The 17,551-nt window shown below is 75.3% G+C and carries 14 protein-coding genes; 8 read left to right on the top strand and 6 right to left on the bottom strand.

The window, feature by feature from the left end:
- Positions 1 to 7: 7 nt before the first annotated feature.
- Positions 8 to 1,861 carry a dihydroxy-acid dehydratase gene (gene ilvD, locus DMB38_RS18815; protein WP_125936168.1) on the bottom strand — a complete coding sequence of 618 codons (1,854 nt, stop codon included), beginning with the start codon at positions 1,859 to 1,861 and terminating at the stop codon, positions 8 to 10.
- A 160-nt stretch (positions 1,862 to 2,021) separates the two neighbouring features.
- Here ilvD and radA point away from each other — a divergent pair, with 160 nt between their 5' ends.
- Positions 2,022 to 3,476 (top strand): DNA repair protein RadA, encoded by a 1,455-nt coding sequence (gene radA, locus DMB38_RS18810; protein WP_125936167.1) that lies wholly within the window; start codon positions 2,022 to 2,024, stop codon positions 3,474 to 3,476.
- A 110-nt stretch (positions 3,477 to 3,586) separates the two neighbouring features.
- Positions 3,587 to 4,711 (top strand): DNA integrity scanning diadenylate cyclase DisA, encoded by a 1,125-nt coding sequence (disA, locus tag DMB38_RS18805; RefSeq protein WP_047017067.1) that lies wholly within the window; start codon positions 3,587 to 3,589, stop codon positions 4,709 to 4,711.
- 186 nt (positions 4,712 to 4,897) lie between these two features.
- Here the strand turns inward: disA and DMB38_RS18800 are convergent, their stop codons facing one another.
- A complete protein-coding gene (locus DMB38_RS18800; protein ID WP_125936166.1) occupies positions 4,898 to 5,770 on the bottom strand; it encodes a hypothetical protein in 873 nt (290 codons plus the stop codon).
- Between the two features lie 127 nt (positions 5,771 to 5,897).
- Between DMB38_RS18800 and DMB38_RS18795 the strand changes: the two genes are divergently transcribed.
- Both DMB38_RS18795 and DMB38_RS18790 read left to right on the top strand, forming a co-directional pair.
- Positions 5,898 to 6,476, top strand: coding sequence for a phosphatase PAP2 family protein (locus DMB38_RS18795; protein ID WP_125936165.1), 579 nt, complete (start codon positions 5,898 to 5,900; stop codon positions 6,474 to 6,476).
- 73 nt (positions 6,477 to 6,549) lie between these two features.
- Entirely contained in the window at positions 6,550 to 8,421 is a 1,872-nt protein-coding gene (locus DMB38_RS18790; protein ID WP_125936164.1) for a BACON domain-containing protein, read from the top strand.
- An 81-nt stretch (positions 8,422 to 8,502) separates the two neighbouring features.
- On the opposite strand, the gene DMB38_RS18785 is transcribed toward DMB38_RS18790, so the two are convergent.
- Positions 8,503 to 9,216 carry a hypothetical protein gene (locus DMB38_RS18785; protein WP_240662721.1) on the bottom strand — a complete coding sequence of 238 codons (714 nt, stop codon included), beginning with the start codon at positions 9,214 to 9,216 and terminating at the stop codon, positions 8,503 to 8,505.
- Positions 9,217 to 9,367: 151 nt separating this feature from the next.
- Between DMB38_RS18785 and DMB38_RS18780 the strand changes: the two genes are divergently transcribed.
- From DMB38_RS18780 to DMB38_RS18770, 3 genes are all read left to right on the top strand, one after another.
- The gene (locus tag DMB38_RS18780) at positions 9,368 to 10,294 is read left to right on the top strand and encodes a Ppx/GppA phosphatase family protein (RefSeq protein WP_078898361.1); all 927 of its coding nucleotides are present in this window, start codon (positions 9,368 to 9,370) and stop codon (positions 10,292 to 10,294) included.
- A gap of 173 nt (positions 10,295 to 10,467) precedes the next feature.
- Positions 10,468 to 11,274: a sugar phosphate isomerase/epimerase gene (locus tag DMB38_RS18775; protein ID WP_125939128.1), complete on the top strand. Its 807-nt coding sequence runs from the start codon at positions 10,468 to 10,470 to the stop codon at positions 11,272 to 11,274.
- A 52-nt stretch (positions 11,275 to 11,326) separates the two neighbouring features.
- Positions 11,327 to 11,998 carry a TetR family transcriptional regulator gene (locus DMB38_RS18770; RefSeq protein ID WP_125936162.1) on the top strand — a complete coding sequence of 224 codons (672 nt, stop codon included), beginning with the start codon at positions 11,327 to 11,329 and terminating at the stop codon, positions 11,996 to 11,998.
- Between the two features lie 5 nt (positions 11,999 to 12,003).
- On the opposite strand, the gene DMB38_RS18765 is transcribed toward DMB38_RS18770, so the two are convergent.
- Both DMB38_RS18765 and DMB38_RS18760 read right to left on the bottom strand, forming a co-directional pair.
- Entirely contained in the window at positions 12,004 to 12,921 is a 918-nt protein-coding gene (locus tag DMB38_RS18765; RefSeq protein ID WP_125936161.1) for a phosphoribosylaminoimidazolesuccinocarboxamide synthase, read from the bottom strand.
- 74 nt (positions 12,922 to 12,995) lie between these two features.
- Positions 12,996 to 14,099, bottom strand: a complete 1,104-nt coding sequence (locus tag DMB38_RS18760; RefSeq protein ID WP_125936160.1) for an alkene reductase — start codon at positions 14,097 to 14,099, stop codon at positions 12,996 to 12,998.
- Between the two features lie 99 nt (positions 14,100 to 14,198).
- Here DMB38_RS18760 and DMB38_RS18755 point away from each other — a divergent pair, with 99 nt between their 5' ends.
- Complete coding sequence (locus DMB38_RS18755) at positions 14,199 to 16,919, top strand: LuxR family transcriptional regulator (RefSeq protein ID WP_125936159.1); 2,721 nt, start codon at positions 14,199 to 14,201, stop codon at positions 16,917 to 16,919.
- Here the strand turns inward: DMB38_RS18755 and DMB38_RS18750 are convergent, their stop codons facing one another.
- Positions 16,920 to 17,513 (bottom strand): TetR/AcrR family transcriptional regulator, encoded by a 594-nt coding sequence (locus DMB38_RS18750; RefSeq protein WP_125936158.1) that lies wholly within the window; start codon positions 17,511 to 17,513, stop codon positions 16,920 to 16,922.
- Positions 17,514 to 17,551: the final 38 nt, after the last annotated feature.

Raw genomic sequence — 17,551 nt, 5'->3', positions numbered from 1 at the left:
GCCGGGCTCAGCCCTCCAGCTTGGTGACGTCCCGCACCGCGCCCTTGTCGGCGCTGGTCGCCATCGCCGCGTACGCCCGCAGGGCCGTGGACACCTTGCGCTCGCGGTTCTTCGGCGCGTACCGCCCGCCGAGGGCCGCGCGGCGCTCGGCGAGGGTCTGCTCGTCGACCAGCAGCTCGATGCCGCGGTTCGGGATGTCGATACGGATCAGGTCGCCGTCCTCGACCAGCGCGATCGCGCCGCCCGCCGCCGCCTCGGGCGAGGCGTGGCCGATGGACAGCCCCGACGTGCCGCCGGAGAAGCGGCCGTCGGTGACCAGCGCGCACGCCTTGCCCAGGCCGCGGCCCTTCAGGAACGACGTCGGGTACAGCATCTCCTGCATGCCGGGGCCGCCCTTCGGGCCCTCGTAGCGGATGACGACGACGTCGCCCTCCTTGACCTGCTTGCCGAGGATCTTGTCGCACGCCTCCTCCTGCGACTCGCAGACCACGGCCGGTCCCTCGAAGGTGAGGATCGAGGCGTCGACGCCCGCGGTCTTCACCACGGCGCCGTCCACCGCGATGTTGCCCTTGAGCACCGCGAGACCGCCGTCCTTCGAGTACGCGTGCTCCAGCGAGCGGATGCAGCCGCCCTCCGCGTCGGTGTCCAGGGACTCCCAGCGCTCGGACTGCGAGAAGGCCGTCGCCGACCGCACGCAGCCGGGCGCCGCGTGCCACAGCTCGACGGCCTCGGGCGACGGGGAGCCGCCGCGGACGTCCCACCGCTTGAGCCAGTCCGCGAGCGAGTCGGAGTGCACCGCGTGCACGTCCTCGTTGAGCAGTCCCGCGCGGTACAGCTCGCCGAGGATGGCGGGGATGCCGCCCGCGCGGTGCACGTCCTCCATGTAGTACGTCCCGCCGGGAGCGACGTTGGGCGCGACCTTGGCCAGGCACGGCACCCGGCGGGAGACGGCGTCGATGTCCGCCAGCCCGTAGTCGAGGCCGGCCTCCTGGGCGGCGGCCAGCAGGTGCAGGATCGTGTTCGTCGAGCCGCCCATGGCGATGTCGAGGGCCATCGCGTTCTCGAAGGCGCTGCGGCTCGCCACGTTCCGCGGGAGGACCGTCTCGTCGTCCTGCTCGTAGTAGCGCGTGGTCAGCTCGACGACCGTGCGGCCCGCGGCCTCGTAGAGCGCCTTGCGCGCGGTGTGGGTGGCGAGCACCGACCCGTTCCCCGGCAGGGAGAGGCCCATGGCCTCGGTGAGGCAGTTCATCGAGTTGGCGGTGAACATGCCGGAACAGGAGCCGCAGGTGGGACAGGCGTTCTCCTCGATGCGCAGCACGTCGGCGTCGGAGACGCCGTCGTTCGCCGCGTCCACCATGGCGTCGATCAGGTCGAGCTTGCGGACCGTGCCGTCCACGAGGGTGGCGCGGCCGGCCTCCATGGGGCCGCCGGAGACGAAGACCGTGGGGATGTTCAGCCGCAGGGCGGCCATGAGCATCCCGGGGGTGATCTTGTCGCAGTTGGAGATGCAGACCAGGGCGTCGGCGCAGTGCGCCTCCACCATGTACTCCACGGAGTCGGCGATCAGGTCGCGCGAGGGCAGGCTGTAGAGCATCCCGCCGTGGCCCATGGCGATGCCGTCGTCCACCGCGATCGTGTCGAACTCGCGCGGCACCGCGCCGGCGGCCTTGACCGCCTCGGAGACGATGCGGCCGACGGGCGCCAGGTGCGTGTGCCCCGGGACGAACTCGGTGAAGCTGTTGGCGACCGCGACGACGGGCTTGCCGATGTCCTCGTTCGCTACGCCCGAGGCGCGCATGAGGGCGCGGGCGCCCGCCATGTTGCGGCCGTGGGTGACGGTACGGGACCTCAGCGCGGGCATGTTTCCCTCCCGGGGAAGCGGTACATCCGAGTCTTCGAGCCTACGCCCCCTGCCCACGGTCCGGACCGTTTGTCCACAGTCCGGACGAGCCCGCCGTACCGCCGCACCCCGCCTGTGGACAACTCCGGGCGGTGTCAGCGGGTCCCGCTACGTTATCCGCATGGCTTCCCGAAAGAGCGGCGGCAGGGACCGCCCCGCGTACCGCTGCGCCGAGTGCGGCTGGTCCACCGTGAAATGGCTCGGCCGCTGCCCCGAGTGCCAGGCGTGGGGGACGATCGAGGAGGTCGGCGCGCCCGCGGTCAAGACCACGGCCGCCGGCCGGGTCACGACGTCGGCGCTGCCCATCGCCCAGGTCGACGCCCGCCGCGTCGAGGCCCGCTCCACCGGCGTGCCGGAGCTGGACCGGGTGCTCGGCGGCGGGCTCGTGCCCGGCGCGGTGGTGCTGATGGCCGGCGAGCCCGGCGTGGGGAAGTCGACGCTGCTGCTCGACGTCGCGGCGAAGGCCGCGGTCGGCGGCGAGCGCACGCTGTACGTGACCGGAGAGGAGTCCGCCGGCCAGGTCCGGCTGCGGGCCGACCGCATCGGGGCGCTGAGCGACGCGCTGTATCTGGCCGCCGAGACCGACCTCGCCGCCGTCCTCGCCCACCTCGACGAGGTCAAGCCCGCCCTGCTGGTGCTGGACTCCGTGCAGACCGTCGCCTCCGGCGAGATCGACGGCGCCCCCGGGGGCATGGCCCAGGTGCGGGAGGTCGCCGGAGCGCTCATCCGGGCCTCCAAGGAGCGCGGGATGGCCACGATCCTCGTCGGGCACGTGACGAAGGACGGCGCCATCGCTGGCCCCCGCCTGCTGGAGCACCTGGTGGACGTCGTGCTGCACATCGAGGGCGACCGGCACGCCCGGCTGCGGCTGGTCCGCGGCATGAAGAACAGGTACGGCGCGACCGACGAGGTCGGCTGCTTCGAGCTGCACGACGAGGGCATCATCGGCCTCGCCGACCCCAGCGGCCTCTTCCTCACCCGGCGGGACGAGCCCGTGCCCGGGACCTGCCTGACGGTGACCCTGGAGGGCCGCAGGCCGCTGGTCGCGGAGGTGCAGGCGCTCACCGTCGACTCGCAGATCCCCTCCCCCCGGCGCACCACGTCGGGGCTCGAGACCTCCCGGGTCTCGATGATGCTGGCCGTGCTGGAGCAGCGCGGCGACATCCGCGCGCTCTCCAAGCGGGACATCTACAGCGCCACCGTCGGCGGGGTGAAGCTCTCCGAGCCGGCCGCCGACCTGGCCGTCGCGCTCGCCCTGGCCAGCGCCGCCAGCGACACCCCGCTGCCGAAGAACCTGGTCGCGATCGGCGAGGTGGGGCTCGCCGGCGAGGTGCGGCGGGTGACCGGGGTGGCCAGGCGGCTGGCGGAGGCGGCCCGGCTGGGGTTCACGCAGGCGCTCGTACCGGCGGATCCGGGCAAGGTCCCCGCAGGCATGAAAGTCCGGGAAGTCGCGGACATAGGGGACGCGTTGCGCGCGCTGCCCGCCGGCCGGCGGCGCACCGGAGGCGGGTCCCGGGAGCCGGCCGGAGGGAGGGAGCCGAGGGAGTCCCGGCAGCCCGAGGAGGCGCGCCGGTAGACTTTGCCCCGGTCTCTTCCGTGCGGGGGAGCGCAGGGGGCTCGTGCGTGCGCCGCCCGGCGCACGCGTAGAGCACCGAAACGACGACCGGAGGATTCCGGAGGGTTCCAGTGGCAGCAGGCGACCGGGCGGGCGCCCCGGGCAGAGCCGGCGGCAGTTCCGGCTCCGATGCCGCGGTGAGGGCCGCGCTGAGCGCGGTCGCGCCCGGCACCGCGCTCCGCGACGGCCTGGAGCGGGTCCTCCGCGGCAACACCGGCGGGCTCATCGTGCTGGGCACGGACAAGATCATCGAGTCCATCTGCACCGGCGGCTTCGTGCTGGACGTCGAGTTCACCGCGACCAGGCTGCGGGAGCTGTGCAAGCTCGACGGCGCCGTGGTCCTCGACCAGGACATCACGCGGATCGAGCGCGCGGGTGTGCAGTTGCTGCCCGACGCCTCGATCCCCACCGAGGAGACCGGCACCCGCCACCGCACCGCGCAGCGGGTGTCGATCCAGAGCGGCTTCCCCGTCGTCTCCGTCAGCCAGTCGATGCGGCTCATCGCGCTGTACGTCGACGGCCAGCGGCGCGTGCTGGAGGACTCCGCCGCGATCCTCTCCCGGGCGAACCAGGCGCTGGCCACCCTGGAGCGGTACAAACTCCGGCTGGACGAGGTCGCCGGCACGCTCTCCGCGCTGGAGATCGAGGACCTGGTGACGGTGCGGGACGTCTCCGCCGTCGCGCAGCGGCTGGAGATGGTGCGCCGGATCGCCACGGAGATCGCGGAGTACGTGGTCGAGCTGGGCACCGACGGCCGGCTGCTCTCCCTCCAGCTCGACGAGCTGATCGCGGGCGTCGAGCCGGAACGCCAGCTCGTCGTCAGGGACTACGTGCCGGAGCGCACCGGACGCCGCCCGCACACCGTGGACCGCGCCCTCACCGAGCTGGACCGGCTCTCCCACGGTGAGCTGCTCGAACTGCCCATCGTGGCCCGCTCGCTGGGCTACTCGGGCGTGCCCGAGACCCTCGACGCCGCGGTCTCGCCGCGGGGTTACCGGCTGCTGGCCAAGGTGCCGCGCATCCCCAGCGCCGTCATCGACCGGCTGGTGGAGCACTTCGGCGGCCTGCAGAAGCTCCTCGCCGCCAGCGTGGACGACCTGCAGACGGTCGACGGCGTGGGCGAGGCGCGGGCCCGCTCGGTGCGCGAGGGGCTGTCGCGGCTGGCGGAGTCGTCGATCCTGGAGCGCTACGTCTGACGCGGACGGCGCCGCGCCGGGGGCGTCAACGCCCCGTCACGGAGCGCCTCATGAGGCGTACGGCGGTCAACGGGCCGTATCCCGGGGCCTCAGGGAGACGTACGCGGTCAACATGCCGTGCCCGAAGGGCACCGGGGAACGTACGGCCGGTCAGCGCGCCCGCCGCATCGCCCGCCGGGCCGCGCGCTACGCCTTCTCCAGCACGAACGGCGCCGTCGCCGTCGCCAAGCCGTCCGCGCTGACCTCCGCCTCGTAGCTCCCCGCGCCGGCCGTGCCCGCCTTCGGCGTCGCGCAGCGCGGCTCGCTCGCCCGCATGTCCCACTCGTACGTCCGCGAGACCTCGCTGCCCGCCGGCACCGCCAGCAGGATCGGGTCGGTCGTCCACGGGCAGTCGTCCGACGCCCACCACTGGCTCGCGCCGCCGCCGGCCGCCGAGATCGTCAGCACCGTCGAGGTCGGCGAGAAGTCCAGCTTGCAGTCCCGGTCACCGGAGTTGACCGCGGTCACCTCGAACACCGGCCGCTCCCCCGGCGCGTACGAGCGCTCCTGGCTGCGCAGCGTCAGCTCCACGTCGCCCGCGGCGCACGCGGCCATGGACGAGCCGGCCGGCACACCGTCCGAGCCGGCGTCGAAGCCGCCGCCCGCGGAGCCCGCGCCGCCCGCCCCGGAGCCGCCGCCGGCGGAGCCGCCGTCCTCGCCGTCGCCGGAACCGCCGCCGTCGCCTGAGCCGTCGGAGCCGCCCGAGCCCTCGGAGCCGCCGGAGCCGCCGCCGTCCTCGTCGCCCGAGCCGCCGGAGCCTTCGGAGTCGCCCGAGCCGCCGCCGTCCTCGTCGCGGCCCCCCGGCGGGTTGTCGATCACCGACGAGTCGTCGGTCGGCCCCGGGGTGATCGACTCGGCGGGGTTCTTGCCCTCGTCGGCGGCGTTCTCGCTGCCGCCCCCGAGGTTGATGACCAGAATCGCGAAGATCGCGAGCACGGCGAGCAGGCCGAGCAGGACCGCGCGGCGCCGCCAGTAGATGGCGGACGGCAGCGGACCGACAGGACGGCGGAAAGATCCCACGCGGAAACCTTACGAGACTTGGGGCGCAAGGCGGTCCCGTACCCGCCGCGCGGTCTGACTTTCGTCAGGGGAGCGTACTGACTTTCGCCGGAAGTGGTGAACCGAACACGCTTCGTACCGTTCGGACATGAACGACGAGTTGTACCGCGACGTCACGTCCCTCGCCCGCCGCACTCCCGACTGGCTGCACACGCTTGCCGAGTACGGCACGGACGCCGGACTGCTCTTGCTGGCCGCGCTCTTCGCCGCCGCGTGGTGGGCGGCGCCGCGGCGCGCGCCGGTCGTCGCGGGGGCGGCGGGCACGGCCGGGGCGTACGGGCTCAGCGAGTTGCTGAAGGTCTGGGTGGAACGGGAGCGGCCGTGCCGGGCGGTGCACGGGGCCGCGGCGCCGCTGGCGGACTGCCCGCCACCGGGCGACTGGTCGTTCCCCAGCAACCACGCGACGATCGCCGGCGCCGCGGCCGTCGCGCTGGCGGTGGCGTGGCCGCGGATCGCGGGGTGGGTGCTGCCGTTCGCCGTGGTGCTGGCGGTGTCACGGGTCTTCGTCGGCGTGCACTACCCGCTCGACGTGGCGGCGGGGCTGGCGCTGGGCGCGGCGGTCGCGGCGCCGTGCGCGGCCCTCGCGCGGGTACGGATCGGGGGTACCGGGAGCCGTCGGCGGCGCGGGGCGGACACTCTGACGGGTGCCACGTCCCCCATTGAGTGACAACGTCACCCGTGGGAGGGAAAGTCGCCGAACCACCCCGATCCGTACGCGACTATGCGCCTACCTTCGCGGGGTGACGAGCAGCCCCGACCCCGAACCCGCCCGGCAGCCGCCGCCACAGCGCCCGCCCGAGCAGTACGAGCCTTATCTGGACGGCCTGTTCACCTACTGCATGTCGGTGCTGTGCGACCACGACGACGCCGTCGCCGCACTCGGCGACGTCCTCGCGATCGCCGAACGGCAGCTCCGGCGGCGGCCCGCGACGCCCGCCGAGTGGCGGCCCTGGCTCTACTCGCTGGCGCGTTGGGCCTGTGTGCGCCGCCTGGACCAGAAGCCCGGGCAGCGAGCGGCGCAGCGCACGCTCCCCAGGCCCGGCCACCGCCCGGCGCAGCGGCGGCCCGCCGCGACGGCCGAGGAGAAGCGATCCGCCGGTGCGGCGGGGGCGGGCGCGGCGCCGGGGCCGGGGGCGGCTTCCACGGCGGGGGCGGAGGCCGCCCCCGCCCCCGGGTCCACAGCCGCTTCGGCAGCCGCGCCGGAGACCGCCGGGGAAGCGGCGGCGGAAGCCGCCGCCCGGCTGCGCCGCCGCGAACTGGCCGCGCTCGCCTGGCCCGAGGCCGCCGGCACGACGCCCGAGCAGCGCGAGGCGCTGGAGCTGGCCGTACGCCACCGGCTGCCCGCCGGGGAAGTCGCCACCGTGCTCGGCCAGCACCCCGACGCCGCCCGCGTGCTGCTCTCCACCGCCGCCGCCGAGGTCGAACGGACCAGGGCTGCGCTCGCCGTCGTCGACCAGCACGGCTGTCCCGCCATCGCCCGGCTCGCCGGTGACAGCCGGCTGTTCCTCAGCGCCGCGCTCAGCCGCGAGCTGGTCCGGCACGTCGACGACTGCGCCGAGTGCCGCCGCGCCGCCGAGCGCGCGGGTGCGGGCTGGGCCTGGCCGGGCACGCTGCGCGCCGCGCGGCCCGACGGACCGCTGCCGGTGCTGGAGGCGCCCCGCGCGGCCGCGTACGCGGCGATGCTGCGCGCCCAGCGCACCCGCTTCGTGCACGCCCCGCGCTTCGACCGCCGCGGCTACCCCCGCGATCCCCGGCACCGCGCCGCCCGCCGCGGCCGGCTGCGCTCCCGGGCGGTGACGTCGACGGTCGTGGCGACCGTCATCGCGGCGCCGGTGCTGGCGCTGTGGGCGGCGAACCGCGGCGCGCCCGCGGCCGGCGAGGCGGAGTCCGGCTGGCCGCCGCCGAGCGCGGACGCGGAGGAGCCGGAGTCGCTGGACGGCCGCCCGGTGGAGAAGGCCGGCAGCGCGCACGACGACTCGGTGCCGGCGTCGCGTGACGGCAATCACCCGGACGTGTCGGTGGAGGTCGAGGACCGCGGCGGTCCGACCCCGGGCGGGCCGGGGGTGGGCCCCGGCCGGCTGACGGCGGAGGCGTGGCCGGCCGGGGAGACGACGTACCTGCGGCTGCGGGCGTCCGGCGGGGCGCCGGTGGACTGGCGGGTGGGGACGGACGCGGGGTGGCTGCGGTTCAGCGCGACGTACGGGACGCTGCGGCCGGGCCAGGCGACGACGGTCGCGGTGACGGTGGCGGAGGCGAGCGAGCCGCGGACGGGCTGGCAGGCGCGGGTCTACGTGTCCCCGGGCGGCGCGGCGATCCTGATCACGGGCGCGGGCAGCGGCCGTACGAGCCCGGGCGGCGCCCCCGCCCCGACCCACCCGAAGCCGCCGCCCCACTCGCCGCCGGGCACCCCGCGCCCGTCCGACCCGGCTCCGTCCCCTTCGGACCCTGATCCCAGCCCGTCCGACCCCGATCCGTCACCGTCCGACCCGGACCCCGGCCCGTCGGATCCCGACCCGTCCCCCTCGGACCCGGACCCCACGCCGACCGCGTCCGAGCCGGACCCGAGCCCACCGGACTCGTCCCCGGCGCAGGCGCCGTCGGGGGCGGGCTGACCGGCCGGGCAGCGGCCACCGCGCGCCTGCCCCGGGCGTGCCCCGGCCCGGCCCGCCGCCCCGGGCTCCGGCCGGCGGCCCTCAGTCCGCCGGGTGGGGAGCCGGGAGGGGGGCGTGCCGGGCCGCGGCCAGGCGTTCCTCGCAGAGTTCCGCCAGACGGGCGTAGCCCCGCTCGCCCATCAGTTCCACCAGCTCCGGGCGGTACGACTCGTACACCGCCTTGCCGCCGCCGTGGGCCGACGGGGCCGAGGTGCACCACCAGTGGAGGTCGTGGCCGCCCGGGCCCCAGCCGCGGCGGTCGTACTCGCCGATCGAGACCATCAGGACCTTGGTGTCGTCCGGGCGCGTGATCCACTCGTACGAGCGGCGGACCGGCAACTGCCAGCAGACGTCCGGCTTGGTCTCCAGCGGCTCGCGGCCCTCGCGGAGCGCCAGCAGGTGCAGCGCGCAGCCCGTGCCGCCGGGGAAGCCGGCGCGGTTGTGGAAGACGCAGGCGCCGTCCACGCGGCGGGTCTTGCGCTCGCCGTCCTCGTCGGTCTCGGTCCAGCCGTCCGGGCCCAGGCCCTCGGCGTGGTGCTGCCACAGCTCCGGTGTGAGCCGGCGCACATGTCCTGCGACCCGTTTCTCGTCGTCCTTGTCGGAGAAGTGCGCGCCCAGCGTGCAGCAGCCGTCGTCGGGGCCCGCGGCGTCGATGCCCTGGCAGCCGCGGCCGAAGATGCACGACCAGCGTGACGTCAGCCACGTCAGGTCGCAGCGGAAGACCTGTTCGTCGTCCGCGGGGTCCGGAAACTCCACCCAGGCGCGGGCGAAATCGAGCCCGACCTCCTCCGACCGCGCGGCATTCTCGCGTACGACGCCCGAACCGGCTTGCGTTTTGCCCTGTTTCTTCCTCTTGCTCACAGAACCCAGCGTACGGCCGCGCGGCAAGGCGCTAGCGTTTCCCGTTATGCGACTCGGCGTTCTGGATGTGGGCTCGAACACGGTGCACCTGCTGGTGGTGGATGCGCACCCCGGTGCCCGGCCGCTGCCTGCCTACTCGCACAAGGCGGAGCTGCGGCTCGCGGAACTCCTCGACGAGGAGGGTGCCATCGCCGACGACGGGGTCGAGCGGCTGATAGCCACGATTCACGAGGCGCTGCAGGTTTCGGAGGACAAGGGCGCAGAAGACGTGCTCCCGTTCGCCACCTCCGCGGTCCGCGAGGCGGCCAACGCGGAATCCGTCCTCGCGCGCGTCGCCGACGAGACCGGGGTGAAGCTCACCGTGCTCACCGGCGAGGAGGAGGCGCGGCTGACGTTCCTGGCCGCCCGCCGCTGGTTCGGCTGGTCGGCCGGGAAGCTGCTGGTCCTGGACATCGGCGGCGGGTCGCTGGAGATCGCGTACGGGATCGACGAGGACCCCGACAAGGCGGTGTCGCTGCCGCTCGGCGCCGGCCGGCTGACCACCGGCTGGCTGCCGGGGGACCCGCCGGACCCCGACGACGTACGGGCGCTGCGGCGGCACGTGCGCGCCCAGATCGCCCGGGTCGTCAGCGAGTTCAGCCGGCTCGGTGAGCCGGATCACGTGGTGGCGACGTCCAAGACGTACCGGCAGCTCGCGCGGATCGCGGGCGCGGCCCGGTCCGCGGAGGGGCTGTACACGCACCGGGCGCTGTCGGCGAAGGCGCTGGAGGAGTGGGTGCCGCGGCTGGCGGCGATGCCGGCGGCGGAGCGGGCGGAGCTGCCGGGGGTGTCGGAGGGCAGGGCGCGGCAGTTGCTCGCGGGGGCGCTGGTGGCGGAGGGGGCGATGGACCTGTTCGGGGTGGACACGGTGGAGATCTGCCCGTGGGCGCTGCGCGAGGGGGTCATCCTCAAGCGGCTGGACCAGTTGCCGTGACGGGGCGGGGCGCGGATGAGGCCGCGTACGCTGTCTCCGTGGCAGGAGCATCCCGTTACCGGACCGACGAGCACGGCGAAGCCGGCGAGACCGGCGCATCGGTCGGTCGTGCCGCGACCGGGGACGGTGCCGGCGGCGAGGCCGAGCCGCGGAGCGCGGAGCGCGGGGTCGCGGTGCCCGACGCACGGGTGACCCTCTCCACCGCCTCCGTCTACCCCGAGTCCACCGCCACCGCCTTCGAGACCGCCGCCCGCCTCGGGTACGACGGCGTGGAGGTCATGGTCTGGACGGATCCCGTCAGCCAGGACATCGAGGCGCTGCGCCGCCTCTCCGACCACCACGGCGTGCCGGTCCTCGCCATCCACGCGCCGTGCCTGCTGATCACGCAGCGCGTCTGGTCGCGGGACCCGTGGGAGAAGCTGCGGCGCGCGCAGTCGGCCGCCGAGCGGCTGGGCGCGGAGACGGTCGTGGTGCATCCGCCGTTCCGCTGGCAGCGCGGGTACGCGCGCGAGTTCGTCCGCGGCATCTGGCGCATGGCCGACGAGACGGCGGTGCAGTTCGCGGTGGAGAACATGTACCCCTGGCGCTATCGCGAGAAGGAGATGCTCGCGTACGCGCCCGACTGGGACGTCACGAACGAGGACTACCGGCACCACACGCTGGACCTCTCGCACACGGCCACCGCCCGCAACGACGCGCTGGAGATGGCCGACCGCATGGGCGACCGGCTCTGCCACGTGCACCTGGCCGACGGCTCGGGGTCCGGCAAGGACGAGCACCTGGTGCCCGGGCGGGGCGGCCAGCCGTGCGCCGAGATGCTGGAGCGGCTGGCGGCGCGCGGGTTCGGCGGGCAGGTCGTGGTGGAGATCAACACCCGGCGGGCGATGTCGGCGGCGGAGCGCGAGTCGGACCTCGCGGAGTCGCTGGCGTTCACCCGCTTCAACCTCGCGGCGCCGGTCCCGCGCGGCGCGTCGTCGTGAGGGGCGTCATGGCCGAGCGCGACATCGCGGCGCCCGGCGCAGGTGCCGCCCCGTGACGCCGGAGAACGCCGCCGACCCTCCGAAACGCGGCCGGGGCCGCCCCCGCCGCGGCGCCGCCGAGGACGGGCCCGGCACCCGGGACCGGATACTCGCGCAGGCCCGTTCCGAGTTCGCCGCGCGCGGCTTCGAGAAGACGTCCATCCGCGGCATCGCCAAAGCCGCGGGCGTCGACCCGGCGCTGGTCCACCACTACTTCGGCACCAAGGAGCGGGTCTTCGAGGCGGCGCTGGAGATCACGTTCGCGCCCGCGATGGCGCTACCCGACATCGTCGTCGACGGCCCGGTGGAGGACGCGGGCGAGCGCATGACCCGCTTCTTCTTCGGCGTCTGGGAGAACCGGCTCTCGCGCGAGCCTTTACTCGCCGTCATCCGCTCCGCCGTGAGCAACGAGACCGCGGCCGCCATCTTCCGCAGCATCGTCACGCGCAACCTGCTGCGCCGGATCACCCCGTCGCTGCCGCAGCCCGACGCCGAGATGCGCGCGGAGCTGGCGGTGGCGCAGCTCGTCGGGACGGCGATGCTGCGCTACATCATCCGGCTCGAACCGGTGGCCTCGGCTCCACCGGAGGAGCTGATCCGCCGGCTCTCGCCGATCGTGCAGTACCACCTGATGGACGGGCCGCCGTCGCCGCCGTCGCCCGCACCGTCGCCGCCGGGAGGCTGACGGACTCAGCCGTCCCAGCGCTCCCCCGTCAGCCGCTCGTACGCCTCCACGTACTTCTCCCGCGTACGCTCCACCACCTCCGCGGGCAGCTCCGGCGGCGGCGCCTCGCCGTGCCGGTCCCAGCCGGACGCGTCCGAGGTCAGCCAGTCGCGTACGTACTGCTTGTCGAAGGACGGCTGCGGCCGGCCGGGACGCCAGCCGTCGATCGCCCAGTACCGCGAGGAGTCCGGCGTCAGCACCTCGTCGCCGAGGACCAGTTCGCCCTCGCCGATCGCGTCGCCGGTGTAGCCGAACTCGAACTTCGTGTCCGCCAGGATCAGCCCCCGCCCGCGCGCGAGGTCCCGCCCGCGCCCGTACACCTCCAGCGTCACCCGGCGCAGCTCCGCCGCGACGAGCGGGCCGACGCGGCGGACCACCTCGTCGTACGTGACGTTCTCGTCGTGCTCCCCCACCTCCGCCTTCGTCGCCGGCGTGAAGACGGGCGCGGGCAGCGCCGAGGCGTCGGTGAGCCCCGGCGGCAGGTCGACGCCGCAGACCGCGCCCGATTCCGCGTACTCCACGAGCCCCGAGCCCGTCAGATAGCCCCGGGCCACGCACTCCACCGGCACCATCCGCAGCCGCCGGCACACTAGGGCGCGCCCCGCCCATGCGGCGGGGGCGCCCTCGGGCAGCTCGGTGGAGAGCACGTGGTGCGGCACGATGCCGGCGATCCGCTCGAACCACCACAGCGACAGCCGGGTGAGGATCCGGCCCTTGTCAGGGATCTCGGTGGGGAGCACCCAGTCGTACGCGGAGATCCGGTCGCTGGCGACCATCACCAGGCGGCCCTCGGCGTCCTCGTAGAGGTCGCGGACCTTGCCGGTGTGCAGATGGACGAGGCCGGGGACTTCGACGGGCTGGGGCTTCTCCACGAAACCGGTCACGGATTCCTCCGGGGTTTGCCGATGCGACAGTCGAATTGTCTCCCATCGGCGCGGCGCCTCCCCGGCCAGGCACCTCAGCCCGCGGTGGGCACCGGCGGCGCGAGCGCCGGGTAGTCGGTGTACCCGCGGTGGTCGCCGCCGTAGTACGTCGCCTCGTCGGCCTCGTTGTACGGTCCCCCGGCCCGTACCCGCGCCATCAGGTCCGGGTTGGCCAGCCAGCGCGCCCCGAGGGCCACGATGTCCGCCGTGCCCGCGGCGAGCAGTCGCTCCGCGTCCTCGACCGGGTCGCCGCCGCCGTGGTGCATCGAGTTCAGCATCAGCGGGCCCGCCCAGCCGCGGCGCACCTGCTCGGTCACCCCGCGCAGCTCCGGCGTGCCCTCCAGGAGGTGCAGATAGGCCAGCGGATACGGGGCCAGCGCCGCGACCAGCGCCGCGTACACCTCGGCCGCGTCGCTCTCGGTGACGCCGTTGGCGCCGTTGCCGGGCGAGATGCGCAGCGCGGTGCGGTCCGCACCGATCGCCTCGCTGACCGCCCGTACCGTCTCGACCGCGAAGCGGATGCGGTTCTCCACCGGGCCGCCGTAGGCGTCGGTGCGGCGGTTGGCGCCGTCGGCGAGGAACTGGTGGATGAGGTAGCCGTTGGCGCCGTGCAGTTCCACGCCGTCGAAGCCCGCCTCGATCGCGCCCCGCGCGCCGGCCGCGAAGTCCCGGACGATCTCGCCGATGTCGTCGGCGGTCAGCTCGCGCGGCACGGGGTGCGGCAGCAGCCCCCGGTCGTTGGTGAACAGGGACTCGCCGGACGCCAGGGCCGACGGCGCTTCCGGAAGCCCGCCGTCCGGGTAGAGGTAGGGGTGGCCGACGCGGCCGGCGTGCAGGAGCTGCAGGAAGATCCGGCCCCCGGCGGCGTGCACCCGGTCGGTCACCTTCCGCCAGGCGGCGACCTGGGCGGCGGTGTGGATGCCGGGAGTCTGGATGTAGCCCTGGCCGCGCACGCAGGGCTGGGTGCCCTCGGTGACGATCAGCGCGGCACCGGCCCGCTGCTCGTAGTACTCCGCCGTCAGCTCGGAGACCAGCCCGCCGTCCGCGGAGGCACGGGAGCGGGTCATCGGGGCCATCGCCAGCCGGTGCGGGAGGTCGAGGCGGCCGATCCGTACGGGCTCGAAGATCTTGTTCGTCATGTCTTCGACGCTAGGTACGGGGGAATGCCCGCCGGATCCGTAGCGCTTCGGTACTCGGATACGTGACCTGCCGCCGACCCGCCACGTAGGTGTGACTGGATGACTTTGTACGGGCGTCAGAAGGAGCTGGCCGCGCTCGACGCGCTGCTCGGCGCCGCCGCGGACGGCCGCGGGCAGAGCCTCGTGCTGCGCGGCGAGGCGGGGATCGGCAAGTCGTCGCTGCTCGCGTACGCCGAGGGCGAGGCGCGGCGGCGCGGCTTCACCGTGCTGCGCGCGGTGGGCTGGGAGGCCGAGCGGGGGCTGGCGTTCGCGGCGCTGCACCAGTTGCTGCGGCCCGTGCTCGACCGCGCCGGCACGCTGCCGCGGCCGCAGGCGGACGCGCTGGCCGCCGCGGTCGGCACCGGCGCCGCCGAGGGGCCCGACCGGTTCCTCGTCGGGCTCGCGGTGCTGTCGCTGCTCGCCGAGGCGGCCGACGGCGTGCCGGTGCTGTGCCTGGTGGACGACGCGCAGTGGATCGACGAACCCTCCGCGGACGCGCTGCTGTTCGCCGCCCGCCGGCTCGGCGTCGAGCGCGTCGCGCTGCTCTTCGCCGCCCGCGGCGACACCGGCTTCCCCGCCGCCGGGCTGCCGCAGTCGGCGCTCTCCCGGCTCGGCCGCGAGGACGCACTGGCCCTCCTCGCGGGGCTCGACGTGCCCGCGGCGGTACGGGAGCGGGTGCTGCGCGAGTCCCTCGGCAACCCGCTCGCCCTGCGGGAGTTCGGCGCCTCGGGGGTTGCGGCCGCGGGCCGTCCGCAGGCCGCCGGGCAGCCGCTGCCGGCCGCCGACCGGGTGCTGGCGGCGTACCGCGGCCGGGTGCTGGCACTGCCGGAGCGGACCCGGCTGATGCTCCTCATCGCCGCCGCCGACTCCCGCGGCACCCTGCGGTACCTGGTCGCCGCGGCCGAGCGGCTGGACGTGGAGCTGGCGGACCTGGCGGCGGCGGAGCAGCAGGGGCTCATCGCCGTGGTCGGGGAGTTCGTCGAGTTCCGGCACCCCCTGATCCGTACCGCCGCCTACACCGCCGCCCCGCTCGCCCTCCGCGTCGCCGTGCACGAGGCGCTGGCCATCGGCTCCGGCGATCCGGACTGCCGCGCCCGGCACCTGGCGTCGGCCGCGACGGGGCCCGACGAGGAGGTCGCCGCCGAGTTGGCCGACTGCGCGAAGCGGGCGCTGGCCCGCGGCGGCCCGGCGGCGGCAGCGGAGACGTACGTGGAGGCGGCCCGCCTCACCCCGGACGCGGACCCGCGGGTGCGGCGGCTGACGGCGGCGGCGTGGGCGGCGCAGCAGGCGGGGCACGCGGAGCAGGCGGCGGCGCTGGCGGAGGAGGCGTACGAGCAGACGGCGGACGCGGACCGGCGCGCGGAGCTGGCGTACGTGCGCTCCTTCTGGCTCTTCGAGAAGGACGCCGCGCCGGAGGCCGGCGCGCTGCTGCTCTCGCACGCCGCGGACTCGCGCGCGTACGGGCGGGAGATGCTGCGCGCGGCGGCGACGTACGCGTGGTTCGGCGGGGACGTCGCCGCGCTGCACCGGGCGGCGGACCTGCTGGAGGAATGCGGGGACGCGCCCGGCGCCGACGCCCGGCGCGCGGACCGCGCCGTGCGGGGGCTCGCGCACATGGCGGCCGACGACTTCGCGCGCGGGCTGCCGCTCGTCGCCGACCTGCTCGACGAGGCCGCCGTGGGCAGCCCGACGCGCCTCCAGGCGATCTCGTCCGCCTCGCTCCTCCCCGACGACGTCCAACTGCCCGTGATCACCGAGGAGATCGACTTCGCCCGCGGCGACGGCATCATCGGCCGGCTGCCGTACCTGCTGCACGTGCTGGCCCGCCAGCAGCTCTACGCGGGCGACCACCGCGAGGCGGCGCGCACGGTGACGGAAGCCGCCGCGATCGCCCGCGACACGGGGCTGCCGGTGCGCATCGGCCGGCTGCACAACCTGCTGGCGCGCATCCCGGCGATCGAGGGCGACGAGGAGCGCGTACGGACCCTCGTGACCCCCGGCATGAACGCCGGCGGCAACTACGGCGTCACCGCCCTGGCCCTCCTCGACCTGGGCCGCGGCCGTTACGAGGACGTGCTGAAGCGGCTGGCGGAGGCCCGCGCGGGGGCGGCGCGGTACAGCGCGGCGCTGCTCTTCGCGACGGCGGACGAGGTGGAGGCGGCGGTCCGCCTCGGCGCCCGGGAGCGGGCGCTGCCGCCGGCCCGCCGCTTCGCCGCGTGGGCGGCGGCGAGCGGGCAGCCGTGGGCGCGGGCCGTGGCGCTGCGCAACGAGGCGCTGCTGGCGTCCGGGACGGATGCCGGAGAGGGGGCCGGGACGGCGGAGGCCGGGGCCGCGTACGCGGAGGCCGTACGCCTCCACGCGCAGGCCCCTGGGCGCCCCTTCGAACGGGCCCGCACCGAGCTGCTCTTCGGCGAGCACCTGCGCCGCGAGCGCCGCCGCGCCGAGGCCCGTACCCACCTGCGCACCGCGCTCCGGCTCTTCGACGGCCTCGCCGCCGCCCCCTGGTCCGACCGCGCCCGCGCCGAACTCCGCGCGGCGGGCGAGGCCCAGGCCACGGCCCGCGCCACCGCCCCGGACCCGGCGGACCGCCTGACCCCGCAGGAACTCCAGGTCGTCCGGCTGGCGGCGGAGGGCACCAGCAGCCGCGAGATCGCGGCCCGGCTCTTCCTCTCCCCCCGCACGGTGGAGTACCACCTCTACAAGGCGTACCCGAAGCTCGGCGTCACCTCCCGCCGCGAACTCCCCGCCGCCCTGGCCCCGCCCGCCTCGCCGGGGCCGTAGTCACGGGCGCAGGCCCGCGAGGAGCACGGTCAGGAGGCGTTCGGCCTGTGCGTCGTCGCGGGTGCGGGTGCGGAGCCAGGACGCGGCACTGATCAGGGCGAAGACGTCGTCCGGGGTGGTGCCGGGACGGATGGCCCCGGCGGCGTGGGCGCGGGCGGTGAGGGTGCTGCCGGCGGCGGAGAGGCGTGCGCAGGCGGCGTGGAGTTCGGAGCTCTTGTCCTCGTGGCTGCCGAGGAGTTCCTCCGCGAGCCCGCTGTAGACGGCGCCGTGTTCGGCGACGGCGCGCATCCAGCGGGTGAGCTGGTCGAAGGCCGGCGGGGGCGGGGTGGCGGCCAGAAGGTCGTCGCCGAGGGCGAAGAGGGCGTCGTGGCGGTCGCGCAGCAGGGCGCTGAGCAGGGCGCGGCGGTTGGGGAAGTGGGCGTAGAGGGTGCCGATGGCGACGCCGGCGCTCCGGGCGATCTTCTCCAGCGAGGCTTCCGTGCCCTGCTCCTTGAACGCCTTGTCCGCTTCGGCGAGCAGGCGCCGGCGGTTGCGCTGGGCGTCGGCGCGCGGGCGGCGGGGGCGGGGCGGGGGCGCGCTGGGGGTGTCCGACATAACTTGAGGGGTCCTCGAATAAGCGTGGTAGGTTTTTC

Source organism: Streptomyces sp. WAC 06738, from assembly GCF_003945505.1.
In the GTDB taxonomy this organism is placed as follows: domain Bacteria; phylum Actinomycetota; class Actinomycetes; order Streptomycetales; family Streptomycetaceae; genus Streptomyces.
The sequence above is the reverse complement of the archived record's forward strand: the minus strand, read 5'-3'. Positions and strand labels throughout refer to the sequence as shown.